Annotated in this window: 19 protein-coding genes; 14 read left to right on the top strand and 5 right to left on the bottom strand. The window is 64.9% G+C overall.

All coding sequences use genetic code 11. The features are described from left to right. Positions 1-8: 8 nt before the first annotated feature. Positions 9-626, bottom strand: coding sequence for a response regulator FixJ (fixJ, locus tag JQ627_RS32835; RefSeq protein ID WP_212488501.1), 618 nt, complete (start codon positions 624-626; stop codon positions 9-11). 3 nt (positions 627-629) lie between these two features. Next, complete coding sequence (gene fixL / locus JQ627_RS32830; protein WP_212488500.1) at positions 630-2,147, bottom strand: sensor protein FixL; 1,518 nt, start codon at positions 2,145-2,147, stop codon at positions 630-632. 207 nt (positions 2,148-2,354) lie between these two features. On the opposite strand from fixL, the gene JQ627_RS32825 reads away from it, so the two are divergent. The 10 genes from JQ627_RS32825 to ccoS all read left to right on the top strand — a co-directional run bounded on the left by JQ627_RS32825 (position 2,355) and on the right by ccoS (position 11,859). Continuing rightward, positions 2,355-3,188, top strand: a complete 834-nt coding sequence (locus tag JQ627_RS32825) for a universal stress protein (protein WP_212488499.1) — start codon at positions 2,355-2,357, stop codon at positions 3,186-3,188. A 27-nt stretch (positions 3,189-3,215) separates the two neighbouring features. Beyond that, positions 3,216-3,641: an HPP family protein gene (locus JQ627_RS32820; RefSeq protein ID WP_212488498.1), complete on the top strand. Its 426-nt coding sequence runs from the start codon at positions 3,216-3,218 to the stop codon at positions 3,639-3,641. A gap of 312 nt (positions 3,642-3,953) precedes the next feature. Continuing rightward, positions 3,954-5,603: a cytochrome-c oxidase, cbb3-type subunit I gene (ccoN, locus tag JQ627_RS32815; protein ID WP_212488497.1), complete on the top strand. Its 1,650-nt coding sequence runs from the start codon at positions 3,954-3,956 to the stop codon at positions 5,601-5,603. 10 nt (positions 5,604-5,613) lie between these two features. Further along, positions 5,614-6,348, top strand: coding sequence for a cytochrome-c oxidase, cbb3-type subunit II (gene ccoO, locus JQ627_RS32810; protein ID WP_212488496.1), 735 nt, complete (start codon positions 5,614-5,616; stop codon positions 6,346-6,348). Positions 6,349-6,361: 13 nt separating this feature from the next. Further along, positions 6,362-6,526, top strand: a complete 165-nt coding sequence (locus JQ627_RS32805; protein WP_018457132.1) for a CcoQ/FixQ family Cbb3-type cytochrome c oxidase assembly chaperone — start codon at positions 6,362-6,364, stop codon at positions 6,524-6,526. A 6-nt stretch (positions 6,527-6,532) separates the two neighbouring features. Next, positions 6,533-7,408: a cytochrome-c oxidase, cbb3-type subunit III gene (gene ccoP / locus JQ627_RS32800; RefSeq protein ID WP_212488495.1), complete on the top strand. Its 876-nt coding sequence runs from the start codon at positions 6,533-6,535 to the stop codon at positions 7,406-7,408. Positions 7,409-7,520: 112 nt separating this feature from the next. Continuing rightward, the gene (gene ccoG / locus JQ627_RS32795; RefSeq protein ID WP_212488494.1) at positions 7,521-8,987 is read left to right on the top strand and encodes a cytochrome c oxidase accessory protein CcoG; all 1,467 of its coding nucleotides are present in this window, start codon (positions 7,521-7,523) and stop codon (positions 8,985-8,987) included. Between the two features lie 15 nt (positions 8,988-9,002). Continuing rightward, on the top strand, positions 9,003-9,488 hold the full coding sequence (locus tag JQ627_RS32790; protein WP_212488493.1) for a FixH family protein: 486 nt from the start codon (positions 9,003-9,005) through the stop codon (positions 9,486-9,488). Between the two features lie 11 nt (positions 9,489-9,499). Continuing rightward, positions 9,500-11,689: a cation-translocating P-type ATPase gene (locus tag JQ627_RS32785; RefSeq protein ID WP_212488492.1), complete on the top strand. Its 2,190-nt coding sequence runs from the start codon at positions 9,500-9,502 to the stop codon at positions 11,687-11,689. After that, on the top strand, positions 11,689-11,859 hold the full coding sequence (gene ccoS, locus JQ627_RS32780; RefSeq protein ID WP_212488491.1) for a cbb3-type cytochrome oxidase assembly protein CcoS: 171 nt from the start codon (positions 11,689-11,691) through the stop codon (positions 11,857-11,859). Before JQ627_RS32785 ends, ccoS begins: the two co-directional genes overlap by 1 nt. Here the strand turns inward: ccoS and JQ627_RS32775 are convergent. Both JQ627_RS32775 and JQ627_RS32770 read right to left on the bottom strand, forming a co-directional pair. After that, entirely contained in the window at positions 11,856-13,058 is a 1,203-nt protein-coding gene (locus JQ627_RS32775) for an MFS transporter (protein ID WP_212488490.1), read from the bottom strand. The two genes, ccoS and JQ627_RS32775, sit on opposite strands and share 4 nt — an antisense overlap. A gap of 103 nt (positions 13,059-13,161) precedes the next feature. Then, the gene (locus tag JQ627_RS32770; protein ID WP_212488489.1) at positions 13,162-13,641 is read right to left on the bottom strand and encodes a cupin domain-containing protein; all 480 of its coding nucleotides are present in this window, start codon (positions 13,639-13,641) and stop codon (positions 13,162-13,164) included. A gap of 236 nt (positions 13,642-13,877) precedes the next feature. Between JQ627_RS32770 and JQ627_RS32765 the strand changes: the two genes are divergently transcribed. Next, the gene (locus JQ627_RS32765; protein ID WP_212488488.1) at positions 13,878-14,162 is read left to right on the top strand and encodes a hypothetical protein; all 285 of its coding nucleotides are present in this window, start codon (positions 13,878-13,880) and stop codon (positions 14,160-14,162) included. 82 nt (positions 14,163-14,244) lie between these two features. Next, on the top strand, positions 14,245-14,961 hold the full coding sequence (locus tag JQ627_RS32760; RefSeq protein WP_212488487.1) for a peroxiredoxin-like family protein: 717 nt from the start codon (positions 14,245-14,247) through the stop codon (positions 14,959-14,961). A gap of 62 nt (positions 14,962-15,023) precedes the next feature. Here the strand turns inward: JQ627_RS32760 and JQ627_RS32755 are convergent, their stop codons facing one another. Further along, positions 15,024-15,911: a LysR family transcriptional regulator gene (locus JQ627_RS32755; protein ID WP_212488486.1), complete on the bottom strand. Its 888-nt coding sequence runs from the start codon at positions 15,909-15,911 to the stop codon at positions 15,024-15,026. Between the two features lie 198 nt (positions 15,912-16,109). Here JQ627_RS32755 and JQ627_RS32750 point away from each other — a divergent pair, with 198 nt between their 5' ends. Both JQ627_RS32750 and JQ627_RS32745 read left to right on the top strand, forming a co-directional pair. After that, positions 16,110-17,258, top strand: coding sequence for a patatin-like phospholipase family protein (locus tag JQ627_RS32750; protein WP_212488485.1), 1,149 nt, complete (start codon positions 16,110-16,112; stop codon positions 17,256-17,258). Between the two features lie 74 nt (positions 17,259-17,332). Further along, positions 17,333-18,283, top strand: a complete 951-nt coding sequence (locus tag JQ627_RS32745) for an oxygenase MpaB family protein (RefSeq protein ID WP_212488484.1) — start codon at positions 17,333-17,335, stop codon at positions 18,281-18,283. The last annotated feature ends 152 nt before the right edge of the window (positions 18,284-18,435 follow it).

The raw sequence follows: 18,435 nt of genomic DNA, 5'->3' as shown, positions 1-18,435 counted from the left end.
GACCTGCCTCAATCCTTCAACATCCCGGCGCGCATCGCCAGCCGGACCAGCTCCGAGAGGCTATTGGCCTGCATCTTGGTCATGACATTGGCCCGGTAGACCTCGATGGTGCGCGGGCTGATGTCGTATTCGCGGGCGATCAGCTTGTTGGAGAGCCCCGCGATCAGGCCTTCCATGACCTGCCGCTCGCGCGGGCTCAGGGAGGCGACGCGGGCGGCGATGTCCTGCGCAATCGCCTCGTTCTTGGCCGCCGGCTCGGCCTGGCGGATCGCAGTCTCGATCATGGTGGTGAGACGGTCGTCCTCGAACGGTTTTTCGAGAAAGTCGACGGCGCCGAGCTTCATCGCGTCGACCGCGAGCGGCACGTCGCCATGGCCGGTCATGATCAGGATCGGGAACGGGCTTTGCTGGCTCTTCATCCGCTTCAACAGCTCGATACCGTCGAGGCCCGGCATGCGCACGTCCGAGACGACGCAGCCGAAGGCGAGGCCGGGCAGGGCGTCAAGGAAGCTCTGCGCATTGTCGAATAGCGTGACGCCGAAGCCTGAGGAATCCAGCAGGAAATTCAGCGAGTCCCGCATCGCTGCGTCGTCGTCGATGACATAGACATGTCCCTTGGTCGTCATTGATCAGTTCTCGTCGGCTGCCGGCAGAGTGAAGCGGAATGTCGCTCCGCCCGATGCGTTGCTCTCGGCCCACATGCGGCCACCGTGAGCCTCGATGATCGAGCGGCTGATGGACAGTCCCACCCCCATGCCGGTTTCCTTGGTGGTGAAGAAGGTCTGGAACAGGTTGGGAATGACGTCGCCCTGGAAGCCGGAGCCGGTGTCGGACACCTCGACCTCGATCATGTCGTTACTGATGCGGGTGTTGGCGACGGCGAGCTCGCGCTGCAGCGACTGCGCCATCGCTTCCAGCGCGTTGCGGAACAGATTGACCAGCACCTGCTGGATCTGTACGCGGTCGGCGAGCACGAGATCGGCGTCGGGATCGAGGCTGAAGCGGAGCTGCACGTTCTGCTCGCGCGCGCCGGCAAGCCCCAGCGCGCCGGCTTCCTCGATCAGCTTGGACAGGCTCTCGACCCGCTTCTCGGACTCGCCGCGGGAGACGAAGTCGCGCAGGCGGCGGATGATCTGGCCGGCGCGCAAGGCCTGCTCCGCGGCGCGATCCATCGCGCTCTCGATCTTCGGAGTATTGGGGTCGGTGCTGCCGGCCAGCAGCCGCCGCGATCCCTTCATGTAGTTGCTGATCGCGGCCAGCGGCTGGTTGATCTCGTGGGCGAGCGCCGAGGCCATTTCGCCCATCGCGGTCAGCCGCGAGACGTGGACGAGCTCGGACTGCAATTCCTGGAGCCGCGCCTGGGTCTGCTGGTGCTCGGTGAGGTCGCGGACGAAGCCGGTGAAATAGGGCTCGCCGCCGGACTGCATCTCGCCGATCGAGAGATGCATCGGAAAGGTCGTGCCGTCACGGCGCTTGCCGGTGACGATTCGGCCGATGCCGATGATGTGCGGATCGTTCGTGCTGCGATAGCGCGCGATGTAGCTGTCGTGGCGGGTGCGGTCCGGCTCCGGCATCAGGATGCTGACGTTCTGGCCGATCGCCTCCTGCTCGGACCAGCCGAACAGGCGCTCGGCGGCGGTGCTGAACAGTTGCATGATGCCGCGGCCGTCGATGACGATCATGGCGTCGGGAATGGTGTGAAGGATCGAGTGGAGGTGGGTCTCACGCGTGCGCAGGGCCTCCTCGACCTGCTTCTCCTCGTCGATATCGAGGAAGATGCCGCTGAGATGGCGAGCGACGCCGGATTCGTCCCTGATAAGGCCGGCGCGGGCCCTGATCCATTTGCCGCGGCCGGAGTTGCCGGAAATCCTGAAGGAGACGTCGAAGCCGCCGCCTTGCTCTGAGACCTGCTTGATCGCGTTCTCGACGCGCTCGCGGTCGCCGGGCTCGAGGCGCGACAGGAAGAGGTCGTAGCTTGCCGGCTGGCCCCGCTCGATACCGAGCAGCATCCGCGCGGTTTCCGACCACTCGAGCTCCCGCGTCGCGAGGTCGAGATCCCAGGTGCCGACGCCGAATCCCTCGATCCGGACCCGGAAATGCTCGCCGCGACCGTCGTCTGGCGGATGCGTTACGCGGGTCGGCGACAAACGATGACTCCCATCTTAGCGCGGCGGGCGTGGTGCCGCGAACATGGCGGCAATTTCGCCCATGGGCCGGCCCGAGGCAAGTTCGGATGTCTGATTCCATTGGCGGATTTCCCGCAAGGCGGCGCCCGGCGATTTGATCTACCTCATCCCGCCTTGCAACGGCGAGGCTAGATTTCGCGCCAGTTTACAGCTGTGCGGAGACTCCCCATGACATACGCGACCGTGATGGTCAGCTTGGCGCTCGGTCAGTCCAACGAGGCGCGCCTTCAGGTCGCGGGCGAGCTCGCCGAGCGATTCGAGGCGGCGATCGTCGGCGTTGCGGCTGCGCAGTTCGCGCCGCCGCTCTATTTCACCGACGGCGCTGAAGCCCAGAGCCTGATCGATCAGGAGGAAGCCTCCATCAGGAAGCGCCTCGTCGAGCTGGAGGCGCAATTCCGCGCCGCCACCAAGGCGCGCAGCGACCGCGTGGAGTGGCGCGGCGCCATGGATTTTCCGGCGCGATTCGTTGCGAGAGAGGCGCGCTGCGCCGACATCCTCGTCAGCGGCGGGCAGGGCCCGGCCTTCTCCGACGCTTTCGCGCTCGCGAGCCCCAAGGATCTGGTGATGCAGGCCGGCCGCCCGCTTCTCGTCGTCCCCGACAAGGTCAATTGGCTCGATCTACGTAGCGTGCTGGTGGCGTGGAAGGACACGCCGGAGGCGCGGCGCGCGGTAGCCGACGCGCTGCCGATGCTGCGCAAGGCGAGGGACGTCGCCGTCGTCGAGATTGCGGAGGAGGGCGACGACCGCGCGGCGGTGGTGAGGCGTGTCACCGATGTCACCGCGTGGCTCGCCCGGCATGGCGTCACCGCGACCGCGCGCGTCTGCGAGGCGGTTTGGAACCAGAGCGCGGATCAGCAATTGGGAGTCGTTGCCGGCGATGCCGGGGCTGGCCTGATCGTCGCGGGCGCCTACGGCCATTCGCGATTCAGCGAGCTGATCCTCGGCGGCGTCACTGAGTATCTGGTGACGCAATCTGCCCGCTGCGTGCTGCTGTCGCGCTGAACGCACGACGAATCGATAGGACTCGCCATGTACAAATTCCTTGAACAGACCGTCGACGGCTACATGACGCGCGACGTCAAGACAGTGCAGCGCGACCACGACCTGCTCGCGCTCAGCGAGATGTTCGAGCGTGATGATTTCAACTCCTATCCGGTCGAGGATGACGGGCAGGTGGTCGGCATCGTCACCAAGTTCGACATCCTGAAGTGTTTCGCGTTCTCGCCGAGCCAGATGCTGCCGCGCTATCACGACCTGATGAGCCGCAAGATCGGCGACGTCATGACGCCCGAGTTCATCTATGTCAGCCCCGAAACCCGACTGACGCGCGTGCTCCAGATCATGGTCGAGCACCGCATCAGGAGCATCATCGTGCTCGACGGCGCCGAGAAGCTGGCCGGAATCATCGCCCGCGAGGACGTGATCAAGGCGCTCAAGGCGACCGCAAGGGAGTGACTTCTTCTTTGTAGGGTGGGCAAAGCGAAGCGTGCCCACCATTTCTGTCGCGATGTTGGATAGATGGTGGGCACGGCGCAAGTGCGCCTTTGCCCACCCTACGATTCTGGACTCGCGGAGGCATCCGCCGTCGCCAAGGCTTCGGCGGGTATGAGGGGAGAAGACACTGCAACTCCCGGCTCCGCAGAAATACGGCCCCCCGAAAAAGCCCGCCAGATACCTAGAACCAAGACGCATATCTTGATTTCAATCAATTCCCCGCGAGGGTGGATGTGGTTTCTGGCGCCGTGTTCTTTCGAGAGAGAATCCGCGATGCCCCAGCCCTCTATCTCCAAATCGATGACAGCAGGTGAAAGCGGCCTGGCTGTCGTGTTCGCAGTCACGGCCTTCCTCTGCGTGATAGCTTCGGCCAAGGCGCTCGATACGGCCTTCGCCTTCCATGCCGCGCTCAGTGCGGCGGCGAGCGTGGCTGTGGTCTTTGGCATCGTCAACCGCTACTTCGACCGCCCCGCGGAGTTGCCACCCGCGGAGATCAATGGCCGCCCCAACTACAATATGGGTCCGATCAAGTTCACCGCCGTCATGGCGATGTTCTGGGGCATCGCGGGCTTTCTCGTCGGCCTCATCATCGCGTCGCAGCTGGCCTGGCCCGCGCTGAACTTCGACCTGCCCTGGACCAGCTTCGGGCGTCTGCGTCCGCTGCACACCTCCGCGGTGATCTTCGCCTTCGGCGGCAACGTGCTGATCGGCACGTCGCTCTATGTCGTGCAGAAGTCCTGCCGCGTACGCCTTGCCGGCGACCTCGCGCCCTGGTTCGTCGTGATCGGCTACAACTTCTTCATTCTGGTCGCGGGCACCGGCTATCTGCTCGGCGTCACCCAGTCCAAGGAATATGCCGAGCCGGAATGGTATGCCGACCTCTGGCTGACCATCGTCTGGGTCGTTTATCTCCTCGTCTTCCTTGCCACGATCATCAAGCGCAAGGAGCCGCACATCTTCGTCGCGAACTGGTTCTATCTTGCCTTCATCGTGACGATCGCCGTCCTGCATCTCGGCAACAATCCCGCGCTGCCCGTCTCGGTGTTCGGCTCGAAATCCTACGTCGCCTGGGGCGGCATCCAGGACGCGATGTTCCAGTGGTGGTACGGCCACAACGCGGTCGGCTTCTTCCTGACCGCCGGCTTCCTCGCCATCATGTACTACTTCATCCCGAAGCGCGCCGACCGGCCGATCTATTCCTACCGTCTGTCGATCATCCACTTCTGGGCGCTGATCTTTCTCTACATCTGGGCAGGTCCCCATCATCTGCACTACACCGCGCTGCCGGACTGGACGCAGACGCTCGGCATGACCTTCTCGATCATGCTGTGGATGCCCTCCTGGGGCGGCATGATCAACGGCCTGATGACGCTGTCGGGCGCCTGGGACAAGCTGCGCACCGATCCCGTGCTGCGCATGCTCGTGGTCTCCGTCGCCTTCTACGGCATGTCGACCTTCGAAGGCCCGATGATGTCGATCAAGGTGGTGAACTCGCTCAGCCATTACACCGACTGGACCATCGGCCACGTCCATTCCGGCGCGCTCGGCTGGGTCGGCTTCGTCTCCTTCGGCGCGCTGTACTGCCTGGTGCCGTGGGTGTGGAATCGCAAGGGCCTCTACAGCCTGAAGCTCGTCAACTGGCACTTCTGGATCGCCACCCTCGGCATCGTCCTCTACATCTCCGCGATGTGGGTGTCCGGCATCCTGCAGGGCCTGATGTGGCGCGCCTACACTTCGCTCGGCTTCCTCGAATATTCCTTCATCGAGAGCGTCGAGGCGATGCATCCCTTCTACATCATCCGCGCCGCCGGCGGCGGCCTGTTCCTGATCGGCGCGCTGATCATGGCCTACAATCTCTGGATGACCGTTCGCGTCGGCGAACAGGAAGTCCAGATGCCCGTCGCTCTCCAGCCGGCGGAATGAGGAGTCTTCCATGTCGTTCTGGACACGCCACCAAATCTTCGAAAAGAACTCGATCGTCCTGATCGTCGGCATCCTGCTGGTGATCGCGATCGGCGGCCTCGTCGAGATCACGCCGCTGTTCTACCTCAAGAGCACGATCGAGGCGGTCGACGGCGTCAGGCCCTACACGCCGCTGGAGCTCGCCGGCCGCAACGTCTATGTCCGCGAAGGCTGCTATCTCTGCCATTCGCAGATGATCCGCCCGCTGCGCGACGAGGTCGAGCGCTATGGCCACTTCTCGCTCGCCGCCGAGAGCATGTACGACCACCCGTTCCAGTGGGGCTCGAAGCGCACCGGTCCGGACCTCGCCCGCGTCGGTGCCAAATATTCTGACGACTGGCACGTCACCCATCTGACCAATCCGCGCGCGATCGTGCCGCAGTCGGTGATGCCGGGCTATCCGTTCCTCAGCGCAACCGAAGTGGATCCTGATACGATCGCTGACCACATGAAGACGCTCAAGGCCGTCGGCACGCCCTACACCGACGAACAGATCGCGAGCGCAGGCGCCGATCTGAAGGCCCAGGCCGATCCTGACAATGCCGGCTCGGATGCCTTCAGCAAGCGCTACGCCAAGGCTGTCGTGCGCAACTTCGACGGCAAGGCAGGCACGCCGACCGAGATGGACGCGCTGATCGCTTACCTGCAGATGCTCGGCACGCTGGTCGACTTCAAGCTCTACAACGAGAAAGCCAATCTTCGCTGAGAAGGCATGTACGATGAAAGCTATCCTGACACTCGACAATCTCGCGTCTGGTCTCGTCACCACGATCTGGACGCCGGTGTTCGTCGCGATCTTTCTCGCGATCATCGCCTACGCGTTATGGCCCCGTAACAAGGCTGCTTTTGACGAAGCAGCGCACCTGCCGTTGCGGGAGGAGTAGGAGATCATGACCGATCATCATAGCGACATCGATTCCGTCACCGGCAAGTCCACGACCGGACATGAGTGGGACGGCATCAAGGAGCTCAACACACCGCTGCCGCGCTGGTGGGTGATCTCCTTCTACCTCACCATCGTCTGGGCGATCGGCTACTGGATCGTCTATCCGGCCTGGCCGCTGATCCAGAGCAATACGACCGGCCTGTTCGGCTATTCGTCGCGCGCCGACGTCGCGGTCGAGCTTGCCAACCTCGAGAAGATCAGGGGTGACAAGATGGCGGTGCTGGGCGCGGCCTCGCTCGCCGACATCGAGAAGGACCCGGCCTTGCTGGCGCTCGCGCGCGCCAAGGGCAAGACCGTGTTCGGCGACAATTGCGCGCCGTGCCACGGCTCAGGCGGCGCCGGCGCAAAAGGTTTCCCGAATCTCAACGACGACGACTGGCTGTGGGGCGGCACGCTCGACCAGATCATGCAGACCATCCAGTTCGGCGCGCGTTCCGGCCATGCCAAGGCGCATGAAGGGCAGATGCTGGCCTTCGGCAAGGATGGCGTGCTGAAGGGCGACGAGATCGTCACGGTCGCCAATTACGTGCGAGCGCTGTCGGGCCTCTCGACCCGCAAGGGCTATGACGCGGCCAAGGGAGAGAAGATCTTTGCCGAGAATTGCGTCGCCTGCCACGGCGACGGCGGCAAGGGCAACCCGGAGATGGGCGCCCCGAACCTGACCGACAAGATCTGGCTATACGGCTCGGACGAAGCGAGCCTGATCGAGACCATCAGCCTGGGCCGCGCCGGCGTGATGCCGGCCTGGGAAGGGCGGCTCGACCCCGCGACCATCAAGGCGATGGCGGTCTATGTCCACTCGCTGGGCGGCGGAAAATAACCTGCTCGCGACAGGCGGGGGCGAACAAAAGTGCCGCCCGCTTGAGCTGGATCAACTGCCGCGCTCGTGCCGTGTCTAGGTTTAATCGCACCTTTCGAGAAGCTTTCTGGCGATGAACAAGACCGTGAACCCGAACGAACTCACATCGGACAATGACAACGGGCCGCTCTACGTAGCCCAGAAGAAGGTGTATCCCCAGAGCATCTCCGGCACCTTCCGCCGGATCAAATGGGGCCTGATGGCGTTCTGCCTCGGCGTCTACTACTTCCTTCCGTTCGTGCGCTGGAATCGCGGCATCGGTGCTCCCAGTCAGGCGGTGCTGATCGATCTTCCCAACAGCCGCTTCTACTTCTTCTTCATCGAGCTGTGGCCGCAGGAGATCTATTACTTCACCGGCCTGTTGATCGTTGCCGCCGTGGCGCTGTTCCTGATGAACTCGGTCGGCGGCCGCATCTGGTGCGGCTATCTCTGCCCGCAGACGGTGTGGACCGATCTGTTCTACGCCGTGGAGCGGCTGGTCGAGGGCGACCGGCGCGAGCGGATGAAGAAGGACAAGTCGTCCGACCCGATGAAGCTGGAGCGCATCTCCGAGATCGTGCTCAAGCATTCGATCTGGCTCCTGATTGCCTGGTGGACCGGCGGTGCCTGGGTGCTCTATTTCAACGACGCGCCGACATTGGTGAAGGAGCTCGTCACTTTCCAGGCGCCGATGATCGCCTACATCTGGATCGGCATCCTCACCGCGACGACCTATGTGCTCGCCGGCTTCATGCGCGAGCAGGTCTGCACCTATATGTGCCCGTGGCCGCGCATCCAGGCCGCGCTCACCGACGAATGGGCGCTCAACGTCACCTATCGTTACGACCGCGGCGAGAAGCGCACCTCGGTCAAGAAGGCGGCCGAGCTGCGCGCGCTCGGGCAGCCAGTCGGCGACTGCGTCGACTGCTATCAATGCGTCGCGGTCTGCCCGACCGGCATCGACATCCGCAACGGGCCGCAGCTCGAATGCATCCAGTGCGGGCTCTGCATTGACGCCTGCGACAACGTGATGACCAAGATCGGCCGGCCGAAGCGGCTGATCGGCTACGACAACGACATCAACATCCAGCGCCGCCAGGAAGGCAAGCCGCCGGTCTACCGCATCGTCCGGGCCCGCACCGTCGCCTACAGCGCGATCATCGCGGCCGTCGGCGGCATCATGATCTACACGCTGGCGACGCGCAGCCTGCTCGAGGTCAACGTGCTGCACGACCGCAATCCGGTCGCGGTCAGGCTCAGCGACGGCTCGATCCGCAATGCCTATACGGTGCGGCTGCTGAACAAGAGCGGCTACGACCGCGTCATCGCGATCGACGCCAACGGTCCGGCCAATCTGACAACGCATGTCGTCGGTATCGATTCCGTGACGCCGGACAGGCCGATGATCGTGATCCCGCGCGACTCCACCAGCGAACTGCGCCTGCTGGTCACCGCGCCGGCGGAAAGCAATCCGGAGAAGTCGATCCCCGTGCGCTTCCACGTCACCGATATCGGCCTTGGCGAAGTCGCCACCGCCACCGACAATTTCGTCGCGCCGTAGGACCAGGAGACTGCCATGGCCGCCAAGCCGCTGACCGGAACAAAAGTGTTCCTGATGCTGGTCGCCTTCTTCGGGCTCGTGATCGGCGTCAACGTCACCATGATGAAGCTCGCGATCGCGACGCTGCCCGGCACCGACGTCGACAGCCCCTATGCCGCAGGCCTCACCTATGACCGCGAGATCTCGGCGGCGCAGGACCAGGCTGCGCGCAAATGGCAGGTCAGCGCCCATATCGAGCGCCGCGCCGATGGTGCGGCTACGCTCCAGGTCGACGCGCGCGACGCAAAAGGCCAGCCGATGAGCGGATTGAAATTCGGCGGCCGGCTGGAGCGGCCGACCGACAAGCGCGCCGATCTCCAGGTCGAGCTCTCGGAGGCCGGCATCGGCGTCTATCGCGGCAATGCCGCCTCCGTCGCGCCGGGCCAGTGGGATCTCGTGATCGAGGGCGAGGCGCGGGGGACGCGCGTGTTCATGTCGCGCAACCGCGTGATCCTGAACTGAAGGACATCGTCATGCAGGTCACGCGGGATTTTTCGCATTATGTCCGGGCCGCGGGCGAGGGTATCAAGCATATCGATCTCGCGGTCGAGGGCGTTCACTGCGCCGGTTGCATGGCCAAGATCGAACGCGGACTGTCGGCCATCCCCGATGTCACACTGGCGCGCGTGAATCTCACCGACCGCCGCGTCGCGCTGGAATGGAGGCAAGGAACGCTCGATCCCGCCCGCTTCATCGACCGGCTCGAAGAGCTCGGCTACAAGGCTTATCCTTACGAAACCGAGAGCGCGGAAGCGACGGAAGTTGCGGAATCCCGCTTCCTGCTGCGCTGCCTCGGCGTCGCCGCTTTTGCGACCATGAACGTGATGATGCTGTCGATCCCGGTGTGGTCCGGCAACGTCTCGGACATGCTGCCGGAGCAGCGCGATTTCTTCCACTGGCTGTCGGCGCTGATCGCGCTGCCGGCCGCGGCCTATGCCGGTCAGCCGTTCTTCCGCTCGGCCTGGCGCGCGCTGTCGAACAAGACCACCAATATGGACGTGCCGATCTCGATCGGCGTGTGCCTGGCGCTCGGCATGTCCGTGGTCGAGACCATCCATCACGCCGAGCACGCCTATTTCGACGCGGCGATCATGCTGCTGACCTTCCTGCTGGTCGGCCGCTTTCTCGACCAGAACATGCGGCGGCGGACCCGCGCGGTCGCCGGCAATCTCGCCGCGCTGAAGGCGGAGACGGCGGCCAAGTTCGTCGGGCCTGACGAAATCTCGCAGGTGCCGGTCGCGGCGATCCATCCCGGCGACATCGTGCTGCTGCGGCCCGGCGAGCGTTGCGCCGTCGACGGCACCGTGATCGAGGGGCGGTCCGAGATCGACCAGAGCCTGATCACCGGCGAAACACTTTATGTCACGGCGGAGCAGGGCACGCCGGTCTATGCCGGCTCCATGAACATCTCCGGCACGCTGCGGGTGCGGGTGTCGGCGGCATCGGAAGCGACGCTGCTCGCGGAGATCACGCGTCTGCTCGACAACGCGCTGCAGGCCCGTTCGCGCTACATGCGGCTCGCCGACCGCGCCTCGCGGCTTTACGCGCCGGTGGTGCATGCGACCGCGCTGATCACCATCTTGGGCTGGGTCATTGCGGGCGCCGGCTGGCACGATGCGATCGTGACCGGCGTCGCCGTGCTGATCATCACCTGTCCCTGTGCGCTCGGCCTTGCCATCCCGACCGTGCAGACAGTCGCCTCGGGCGCGATGTTCAAGGCGGGCGTGCTGCTCAATTCGGGCGACGCCATCGAGCGGCTGGCCGAGGCCGACCACGTCATCTTCGACAAGACCGGCACGCTGACACTGCCCGATCTCGAGGTGATGAATGCGGCCGATATTCCCGCCGACATTTTTGAACTTGCCGGCCGGCTAGCGCTGTCGAGCCACCATCCCGTTGCCGCCGCCGTCGCGCAGGCCGCCGGTGCAAGGTCGCCGATCGTCGGCGCGGTCGAGGAGGCCGGGCAGGGCGTGCGCGCCCTGGTGGATGGCGTCGAGCTTCGCCTTGGCCGTCCGTCCTTCTGCGGTGCCGAAGCGCTGGTCGGCAGAGCCACGCTCGATCCCGAAGCCTCTATCGTGGCTTTCAGCAAGGGGACTGAAAAATTCATCCTCTCGGTGCGTCAGGGCCTGCGTCCAGATGCGCAGGCCGTGATCGCGGCGCTGAAGGCGCGCAATATCGGCATCGAGATCCTCTCCGGCGACCGCGAGCCGGCGGTGACGGCGGCGGCCCATGCGCTGGGCATTCCCGTATGGCGCGCCGGCGTCACGCCGGCCGACAAGATCGCGCGGATCAAGGAATTGAAGCAGCGCGGCGCAAAGGTGCTGATGGTCGGCGACGGCATGAACGACGCGCCCTCGCTGGCGGCGGCCCATGTCTCGATGTCGCCGATCTCGGCCGCGCATCTCAGCCAGGCCACTGCCGATCTCGTCTTCCTCGGCCGGCCGCTGGCGCCGGTCGTCGCCGCCATCGATTCCGCGCGCAAGGCGCTGCATCTGATGCGGCAGAACCTCTGGCTTGCGATCGGCTATAATGTGCTCGCCGTGCCGGTCGCGATCAGCGGCGTCGTGACACCTCTGATCGCGGCGGCGGCCATGAGCGGATCGTCGATCCTGGTGATGCTGAATTCGCTGCGGGCACGCAGCCCGTCACGGGAGATCGTGTGATGGAAATCCTGGTCATCCTGGTCCCGCTGGCGCTGATGCTTGGAGGCGCGGGCCTCGTCGCCTTCCTCTGGTCGCTGCGCAGCGGCCAGTACGACGATCTCGACGGCGCGGCCTGGCGCGCCATCGCCGACGACGAGCCGCCGCCGCAGGAAGCGCCAGCCAAGCGCTAGCGCTTCAAGCTGAAGGTGAGCAGAGCCGCGGCAGCAAGGGCAATGCCGATGCCGGCGACACAGGCGTGCCAGCCGAAGCTGTCGAACAGGCGCCCGAGCACGGCCGTGCCGACCAGCCCGCCGCAGAAGTAACAGGCAAGATAGGTTCCGCTGGCGACGCCGCGGTTGTCGGTCGCCGCCTGTCCGACGAAGCCGGTCGCGGCAGCCTGCGCGAAGAAGGTGCCGACACCGACCAGGACCATTCCGGTGAGGACTTCGCCGAGATGCGGTGCCAGCATCAGCGGCAGGCCCAGCCCGGCGACAACGAGCGAGCGCCAGATCGTCGGCCGCGTGCCGAGACGCGACGCCACCTTGCCGGCCAGCAAGGTCGTGACGACCGACGGCAGGAAGACGAAATAGACGAGGCCGAGGTCCATCATGCCGAGAAACAACGGTGGCCGGACCAGGACGAAATTGACGAATGTGAAGGTGCCGATGAAGGCGAACAGGATGCAGAAGCCGATGCCGAAGGCGGCGCGCAGCCGCGGATTGCGCCAATGCGCGATCGTGGCTTCGAGTGGCGACGCCGCGGCCACCATGGCGCGCATCGGTTGCACGCGCCGGATGGTGAAATAGACCAGCACCGCGCCGGCCAGGTTGAGGGCCGCGAAGACATAGAAATTCCAGGCAAGGCCGAGGCTGTCGGCGACCGCCGCCGAGACCAGCCGGCCGACGAGGTTGCTGGCGACATTGCCGGTGATGTAGGCGGCAAAGGCGCCGCCGGCGTCCATGGCGCTGCATTGCTCGCCGAGATAGGCCAACGTGAGCGCGAAGGCGGACGCCATGCACAGCCCCTGCGCGACCCGCAAGGCGGTGAAGGCGGCAAGATTTGGCGCGGACGCCAGCAGGCTGGTGGGGACCGCCAGCAGCGTCAGGCTGAGCAGGATGCCGGTCCGCCGGTTGATGTGCGGGCTGAAGAAGCCGACGACGAGGCTAGCTATCGCCATGCCGAAGGTGCTGGCATTGACGGCAAAACCCATCGCTGCGGGCGTGACGCCGTAGTGGTGCGTCAGGGAGGGCAGGATCGCCTGGGTCGCGAACAGATCGACGACGGTCAGGAATGCGGTGAGCCCGATCACGAGCGAGCGAAGCGCGAGACCCGGAGAATGCGCATCCATGGTCATCGCGCCCGGTTTCATGGGAGCAGAGAGATCAGTCATGGCGTGCTTGTCCTGTTGAGGATGTGGCGCCCGGCATGCGGGCAGCATGGGGATTCCCGGACGCCACATCCGGTCACGCGTGCGCCGGGGCCGAGCGCGCGCGTTACATGTGATGGTCGTTGGGATCCCTGCGGACATCGCCGACATAGAGAATGACCGTCTCCTTGCCGAGGTTCTTCCACCAGTGCGAGGTGCCGAACACTTCAGGACGGATGTCGCCGGCCTTGTGCACGATCGGATCGACGCAGTTGGAGGCGTATTCGATGATCTCCCCTTGCTGCACGAAGATCAGAGCCGGGCGATCGTCATGGCTGTGCCAGGGAACGATGCCGCCGGGTTCGATCGTCAGCCTGCGGAAGCGCAGTTCGCGGCCTTCGATATGCGCCGGCTGCCTGCCGAGGTCGATCGCGCCGAGCGTGGTGTCGGTGACGCCGACCGGCTTGGTGTCGACCATCTGATGTGCATTCGGCTTGATCTTGTCGGCCGGGCACTCACCGGCGAAAACCGGCGTTGCAAATGTCAGCGCCCCGAGAACGGCGACGCCTGTCCAAACCACGCGCGACAATGTGTAATGCCTAGACATGGAAGTCTCCTGTGTTGACCGCAACCGTGATGGCTGCCGGCGACGACAGGAGCATCGTCGAAACCGCGTCGATCCTGAAATGCCGGCTTGCTCTCGATGCGATAGCTCCGCGCTATGTTGATGCGCGGCGGCTATCGAACCGATTGGGCATCGGCATTTCCGCTTTCGGCGTATCCGGCGCCCGATGGCGGGGCGCCCGATTGGCGGGCGTTCACGTCAATCCGGAGGAGTATCTCATGACGAAAGTGTCCAGGACCCTGATTTTCACCGCCGCCTTCGCGGTCATCGCCACGTCGGCCTTCTCGCAAGCCGCCTGGGATCTCAAGGCCGGCATGGCCTATGTCTATGGCGGTCCCGGCAAGATGTCGGCGATGGCCATGGCCCTGGCCGAGAAGAACCACGACGCCATGATGAAGCACGCCAAGAAGGTGCCCGAGAACACCGTCTTCTTCATGGACAACGGCACGCTGTATTCCGCGTCCGGCCGGCTGGACCCCACGGGCAATTTCTACGTGAACTGAAACGGCCTTCGCGCAACGGCCGCCCCTTGCGGGCGGCCGGACCTGGAACCTAGTATTCGCCCTCAGAACGCCGGAGCGGAAGATGACGTCTCTCTCACCAGCCGACGCCGAGCGGCTCAGGTCTGCTTTCCAGCGCTGCCGCGACATGGAAGGAACGCTGAACGAGCAACTCCGCGCCTACGCCGACGCCAGCCGCGAGGTCTTCCCGGCCTATGGCGAGGCGGTCGATCGCCTGGTGACGCGATTGAACGGGAACGGCGGCGGCGAGACCGCGCCGCGCCCGGGCGATGCGATGCCGCCGTTCGTGCTGCCTGACGAGACGGGGCGTCTCGTCGCGCTATCATCGCTGCTGGAGCAGGGTCCGGTCGCAGTGATGTTTTTCCGCGGACATTGGTGTCCCTTTTGCCGCCTCAACATGCGGGCGGTGGCCCAGGCCGGAGCGCGCATCAGGGCGACGGGTGCCCAGATCGTCGCGATCATGCCCGAGACCCAACAATTCACCGAGCAACTCAAGGACGATGCCGATGCCCGGTTTCCGATCCTGACTGATCTCGACAACGGCTATGCTTTGTCGCTCAGTCTCGCGATCTGGCTCGGCACCGAGATCCAGGAATTGCTGTCCTATCATGACATGGCGAAGTTTCACGGCAATAACGGATGGATGCTGCCGATTCCGGCGGTGTTCGTCGTCGGCCGCGACGGGATCGTGAAGGCGCGCTTCGTCGACCCCGATTTCCGCAAGCGCATGGAGATCGACGATCTGCTTGCGGCGCTCGAAGACGCGAGCCGCGAGAACTGAGGCGGGCACTTTTCTTCCCCTCTCCCATTTGGGAGAAGGAAGGGCGGCGATTGTTCTCGCAGCTACCCCGCTGCCAACCTCCAGTCCGCGCCGCGCAGCAGGCGCATCACGGCGTTGGCGACCGCCGTGCGCTGGCGGCCTGCCACGCCGTAGAGGCTGACCGTGCGGCGCGCGTCGAGCCCGGCGACTGCGGTACGCTTCAGGCTGTCCGGCACCGGCGAGGTGTGCGGCATCATGGCGACGCCGATATCGGCCTCGACCAGTTCGATCAGGTCGCGCTCGCTCGAAATCTCGTGGCCGTGATCGACGTCGATGCCGTGTTCGCGCAGGCTCGCGGAGATGCGCCGGGAATGTTCGCAATAATTGCGGCCGAGCAATTGCTCCGCGCGCAAATCGTCCGGCTCGATCGTATCGTGACCGGCGAGGCGGTGCTCCCGGCTGACGACGAGATCGAACGTCTCGGTGAACAGCGGCCAGACGTCGAGCCGCTCCCAGGCCTCGTCGATCTCGGCGGCGATACCGAGCTCAGCTTCGCCTTTCTTCAGGAATTCCGCGACATCGCGGCTCGAGCCACGCAGGAAATGGAATTCGAGCCGGTTGAACCGGCGCCTGATCTCGTTGAGATGCGGAATGAGCAGCGCAAGGTCGATCGAATGCGTCAGCGCGATGCGCAGCGCACCGATCTCTCCACTCTTGAACGAGGAGGCGAGCGAGCGTGCGCCGGCGGCGGCATCATAACACTGCTTCAACAGCGGATGCATACGCTGGCCGAGCTCGGTCAATTGGGCCGCCGGGCGCTCGCGGCGAAACAGGTCGCCGCCGAGCTCGGCCTCGAGCTGCTTGATCGCGCGCGTCAGCGAGGGCTGCGTCACGTTGCATTCCTCGGCGGCGCGCGTGAAATTCAAGAGCTGCGCCACCGCGAGGAAATAGCGGACCTGGTGCATTTCCATGGATCGGCTCCCAGCGAGATCGACCGGAAATCTAACCGATCGGGGCAGGGAATGATATCCTGGCGGCAATAGCGGGTGCCTATGGTTTCGGAAGCCAGCCGGCATTTCCAAAAGGACCGGCAATGGCCGAGAACGGCAGGACGTAACAATGGCCTTACACCTGACGAATGATAACGATAGGCTCGACAGGAGCGAGACATGAACGGCATGCAGGACAACGGGCAACGGAAGAGTATGGACCTGCCGGGTCAGGTCGTCCTGGTGCTTCAGGGCGGCGGCGCGCTGGGCTCGTACCAGGCCGGCGTTTACCAGGCGCTCCACGAGGCCGGGATCGAGCCGGACTGGATCATCGGCACCTCGATCGGCGCCATCAATGCGAGCCTCATTGCGGGCAACGCGCCGGAGCACCGGCTCGCGCGCTTGAGGGAGTTTTGGAAGCGGATGGAGCAGACGCCGGTTTGGGACTGGCGCGCCGCGTTTCCCGGCTTCAACGAGAAGCTGGCCTATTGGTCGACCGTGACCCACGGCATTCCTGGTTTCTTCCGCCCCAATGCGCTGGCGCATGCCGGGGATTCCTATCCGCTGGGCGCCGATCACGCCGGCTTCTATTCGACCGCGCCGCTGGAGAAGACGCTGAGCGAGCTGGTCGATTTCGATCTGGCCAATCGTTGCGCGCCGCGACTGACGGTCGGTGCGGCTCATGTCGGCACCAGCGAGATGCGCTATTTCGACAGCCGCGACGGCGAACTGACGGTGAAGCATGTCATGGCTTCGGGCGCACTGCCGCCGGCCTTCCCGGCGGTGCGCATCGATGGCGAGCTCTATTGGGACGGCGGCATCCTGTCGAACACGCCGACGGAGGCCGTATTCGACGACAATCCACGCAGGGATTCGCTGATCTTCTCCGTGCACCTGTGGAATCCCGTCGGCGCCGAGCCGACCACGATGGCGGAGGTCTTGAACCGCCATAAGGACGTGCAGTACTCCAGCCGCATCGCGAGCCAGATCATGCGGCAGCAGCAGGCCCATCGCCTGCGCCACGTCATCAACCAGCTTGCCGCCCGGTTGCCCGAGAGCGAGCGCAACGATCCCGCGGTGAGGGAGTTGATGAGCTACGGCTGTCCGACCCGCATGCATGTGGTGCGGCTGCTGGCGCCGCAGCTCGAGCGCGAGACCCACACCAAGGACATCGACTTCAGCCCGTCAGGCATCACGCGGCGCTGGCATGCTGGCTATGCTCACACGAAATCGGTGCTGGCGCGAAAGCCGTGGATCGGCGAATTCGATCCGCTCGCCGGCGTGGTGCTGCACGAGCATATGGACGAGATGCCGATGGCGGCGGAGTAGGGCCGCCTCCGCTTTCATCGAATTGCCACGGGCCTCGCGGATCGTGCGCCGTCGGCAACCGAAAGGTCCTGCAAGTGGTGTCCGGAAACGATCTGGAATTGGCGCTCGACAAGGTCCGCGCTGACGCGGCGGGACCGGTTGCCGGCGTGTTCGGTCCGGCCTCCGTGACGTGGCGGATCGACCGGGAGGCCGTCATCTTTCTCGGCGCCGGCCGGGCGCTGCTGTTGCAGCTGGCGCATCCCTGGGTCGCTGCCGCCATCGCGGAGCATTCGAGGACTTTAGCCGATCCGATCGGCCGCTTCCATCGCACCTTCGACATCGTCTTTGCCATGGTGTTCGGCTCGCTCGACCGGGCGCAGCTGTCGTCCCGGCAACTGCATCGGCGCCACAGCATGATCGTCGGCGAGATGCCCGAGGCCGTCGGCCCATTCGCGGCAGGCTCGCGCTACTGCGCCAACGACATTCCGTCGCTGCGCTGGGTTCATGCGACACTGGTCGAGACCGCGCTGATGGCGCATGACCTGGTCCTGCCGCCACTCTCGGCGGAGGAACGCGAGCGCTACTGGAGCGACAGCCGGATGTTCGGCGCCTTGTTCGGATTGACGGCGGATGATCTGCCGGCGGACTGGTCCGGCTTTGCGGCTTACACCGCGGCGATGGTGCAGTCGGACACGCTGACCGTCAGCCCGGCGGCGCGCGAGATCGCCGCGCAGATCCTTGGTGGCGCCCGTCCGTGGCTGCGGCCACCGCGATGGTATCGCGCGCTCTCGGCGAATTTGTTGCCGGAGCGCCTGCGAGCGGGCTTCGGGTTTGACTTCGACGAGCGCGACAAGAGGGCAGCCGACAATGCGCTGAAATGGATCAGGCGCGTCTATCCGAGATTGCCGGACCGGCTGCGCTATGTCGGACCCTACCAGGAAGCGCAGGCACGGCTGCGGGGCGAGCCGCAGCCCGATTGGATGACCCGCTGCCTCAACAGGGCCTGGATCGGCCGGCCGCAGATGGATGTGCGCGGAAAGGGATGAGCGTCTACGCGCGCATTTACTCCGTCATCCTTGTAAGTCTCGAATCGCTTGTAAGTCTCGAATCGCTGGATCGGATAGAGTGTCCGGTGCGGTAACGGACGGGAGACCGCTTCATCCAAGGGCTTTGAAGCCCGTGCCTCAGCGCGGCGCCC

Origin of the sequence: Bradyrhizobium liaoningense (genome assembly GCF_018130785.1) — a bacterium.
Lineage (GTDB): Bacteria > Pseudomonadota > Alphaproteobacteria > Rhizobiales > Xanthobacteraceae > Bradyrhizobium > Bradyrhizobium liaoningense_A.
The sequence above is the reverse complement of the archived record's forward strand: the minus strand, read 5'-3'. Positions and strand labels throughout refer to the sequence as shown.

What these genes read in the sequence shown, in the direction of transcription:
- fixJ (WP_212488501.1), bottom strand. Translation starts at nt 626, where the DNA reads ATGACGACCAAGGGACATGTCTATGTCATCGACGACGACGCAGCGATG.
- JQ627_RS32825 (WP_212488499.1), top strand. Translation starts at nt 2,355, where the DNA reads ATGACATACGCGACCGTGATGGTCAGCTTGGCGCTCGGTCAGTCCAAC.
- JQ627_RS32820 (WP_212488498.1), top strand. Translation starts at nt 3,216, where the DNA reads ATGTACAAATTCCTTGAACAGACCGTCGACGGCTACATGACGCGCGAC.
- ccoN (WP_212488497.1), top strand. Translation starts at nt 3,954, where the DNA reads ATGCCCCAGCCCTCTATCTCCAAATCGATGACAGCAGGTGAAAGCGGC.
- ccoO (WP_212488496.1), top strand. Translation starts at nt 5,614, where the DNA reads ATGTCGTTCTGGACACGCCACCAAATCTTCGAAAAGAACTCGATCGTC.
- JQ627_RS32805 (WP_018457132.1), top strand. Translation starts at nt 6,362, where the DNA reads ATGAAAGCTATCCTGACACTCGACAATCTCGCGTCTGGTCTCGTCACC.
- ccoP (WP_212488495.1), top strand. Translation starts at nt 6,533, where the DNA reads ATGACCGATCATCATAGCGACATCGATTCCGTCACCGGCAAGTCCACG.
- ccoG (WP_212488494.1), top strand. Translation starts at nt 7,521, where the DNA reads ATGAACAAGACCGTGAACCCGAACGAACTCACATCGGACAATGACAAC.
- JQ627_RS32790 (WP_212488493.1), top strand. Translation starts at nt 9,003, where the DNA reads ATGGCCGCCAAGCCGCTGACCGGAACAAAAGTGTTCCTGATGCTGGTC.
- JQ627_RS32785 (WP_212488492.1), top strand. Translation starts at nt 9,500, where the DNA reads ATGCAGGTCACGCGGGATTTTTCGCATTATGTCCGGGCCGCGGGCGAG.
- ccoS (WP_212488491.1), top strand. Translation starts at nt 11,689, where the DNA reads ATGGAAATCCTGGTCATCCTGGTCCCGCTGGCGCTGATGCTTGGAGGC.
- JQ627_RS32775 (WP_212488490.1), bottom strand. Translation starts at nt 13,058, where the DNA reads ATGACTGATCTCTCTGCTCCCATGAAACCGGGCGCGATGACCATGGAT.
- JQ627_RS32770 (WP_212488489.1), bottom strand. Translation starts at nt 13,641, where the DNA reads ATGTCTAGGCATTACACATTGTCGCGCGTGGTTTGGACAGGCGTCGCC.
- JQ627_RS32765 (WP_212488488.1), top strand. Translation starts at nt 13,878, where the DNA reads ATGACGAAAGTGTCCAGGACCCTGATTTTCACCGCCGCCTTCGCGGTC.
- JQ627_RS32760 (WP_212488487.1), top strand. Translation starts at nt 14,245, where the DNA reads ATGACGTCTCTCTCACCAGCCGACGCCGAGCGGCTCAGGTCTGCTTTC.
- JQ627_RS32755 (WP_212488486.1), bottom strand. Translation starts at nt 15,911, where the DNA reads ATGGAAATGCACCAGGTCCGCTATTTCCTCGCGGTGGCGCAGCTCTTG.
- JQ627_RS32750 (WP_212488485.1), top strand. Translation starts at nt 16,110, where the DNA reads ATGAACGGCATGCAGGACAACGGGCAACGGAAGAGTATGGACCTGCCG.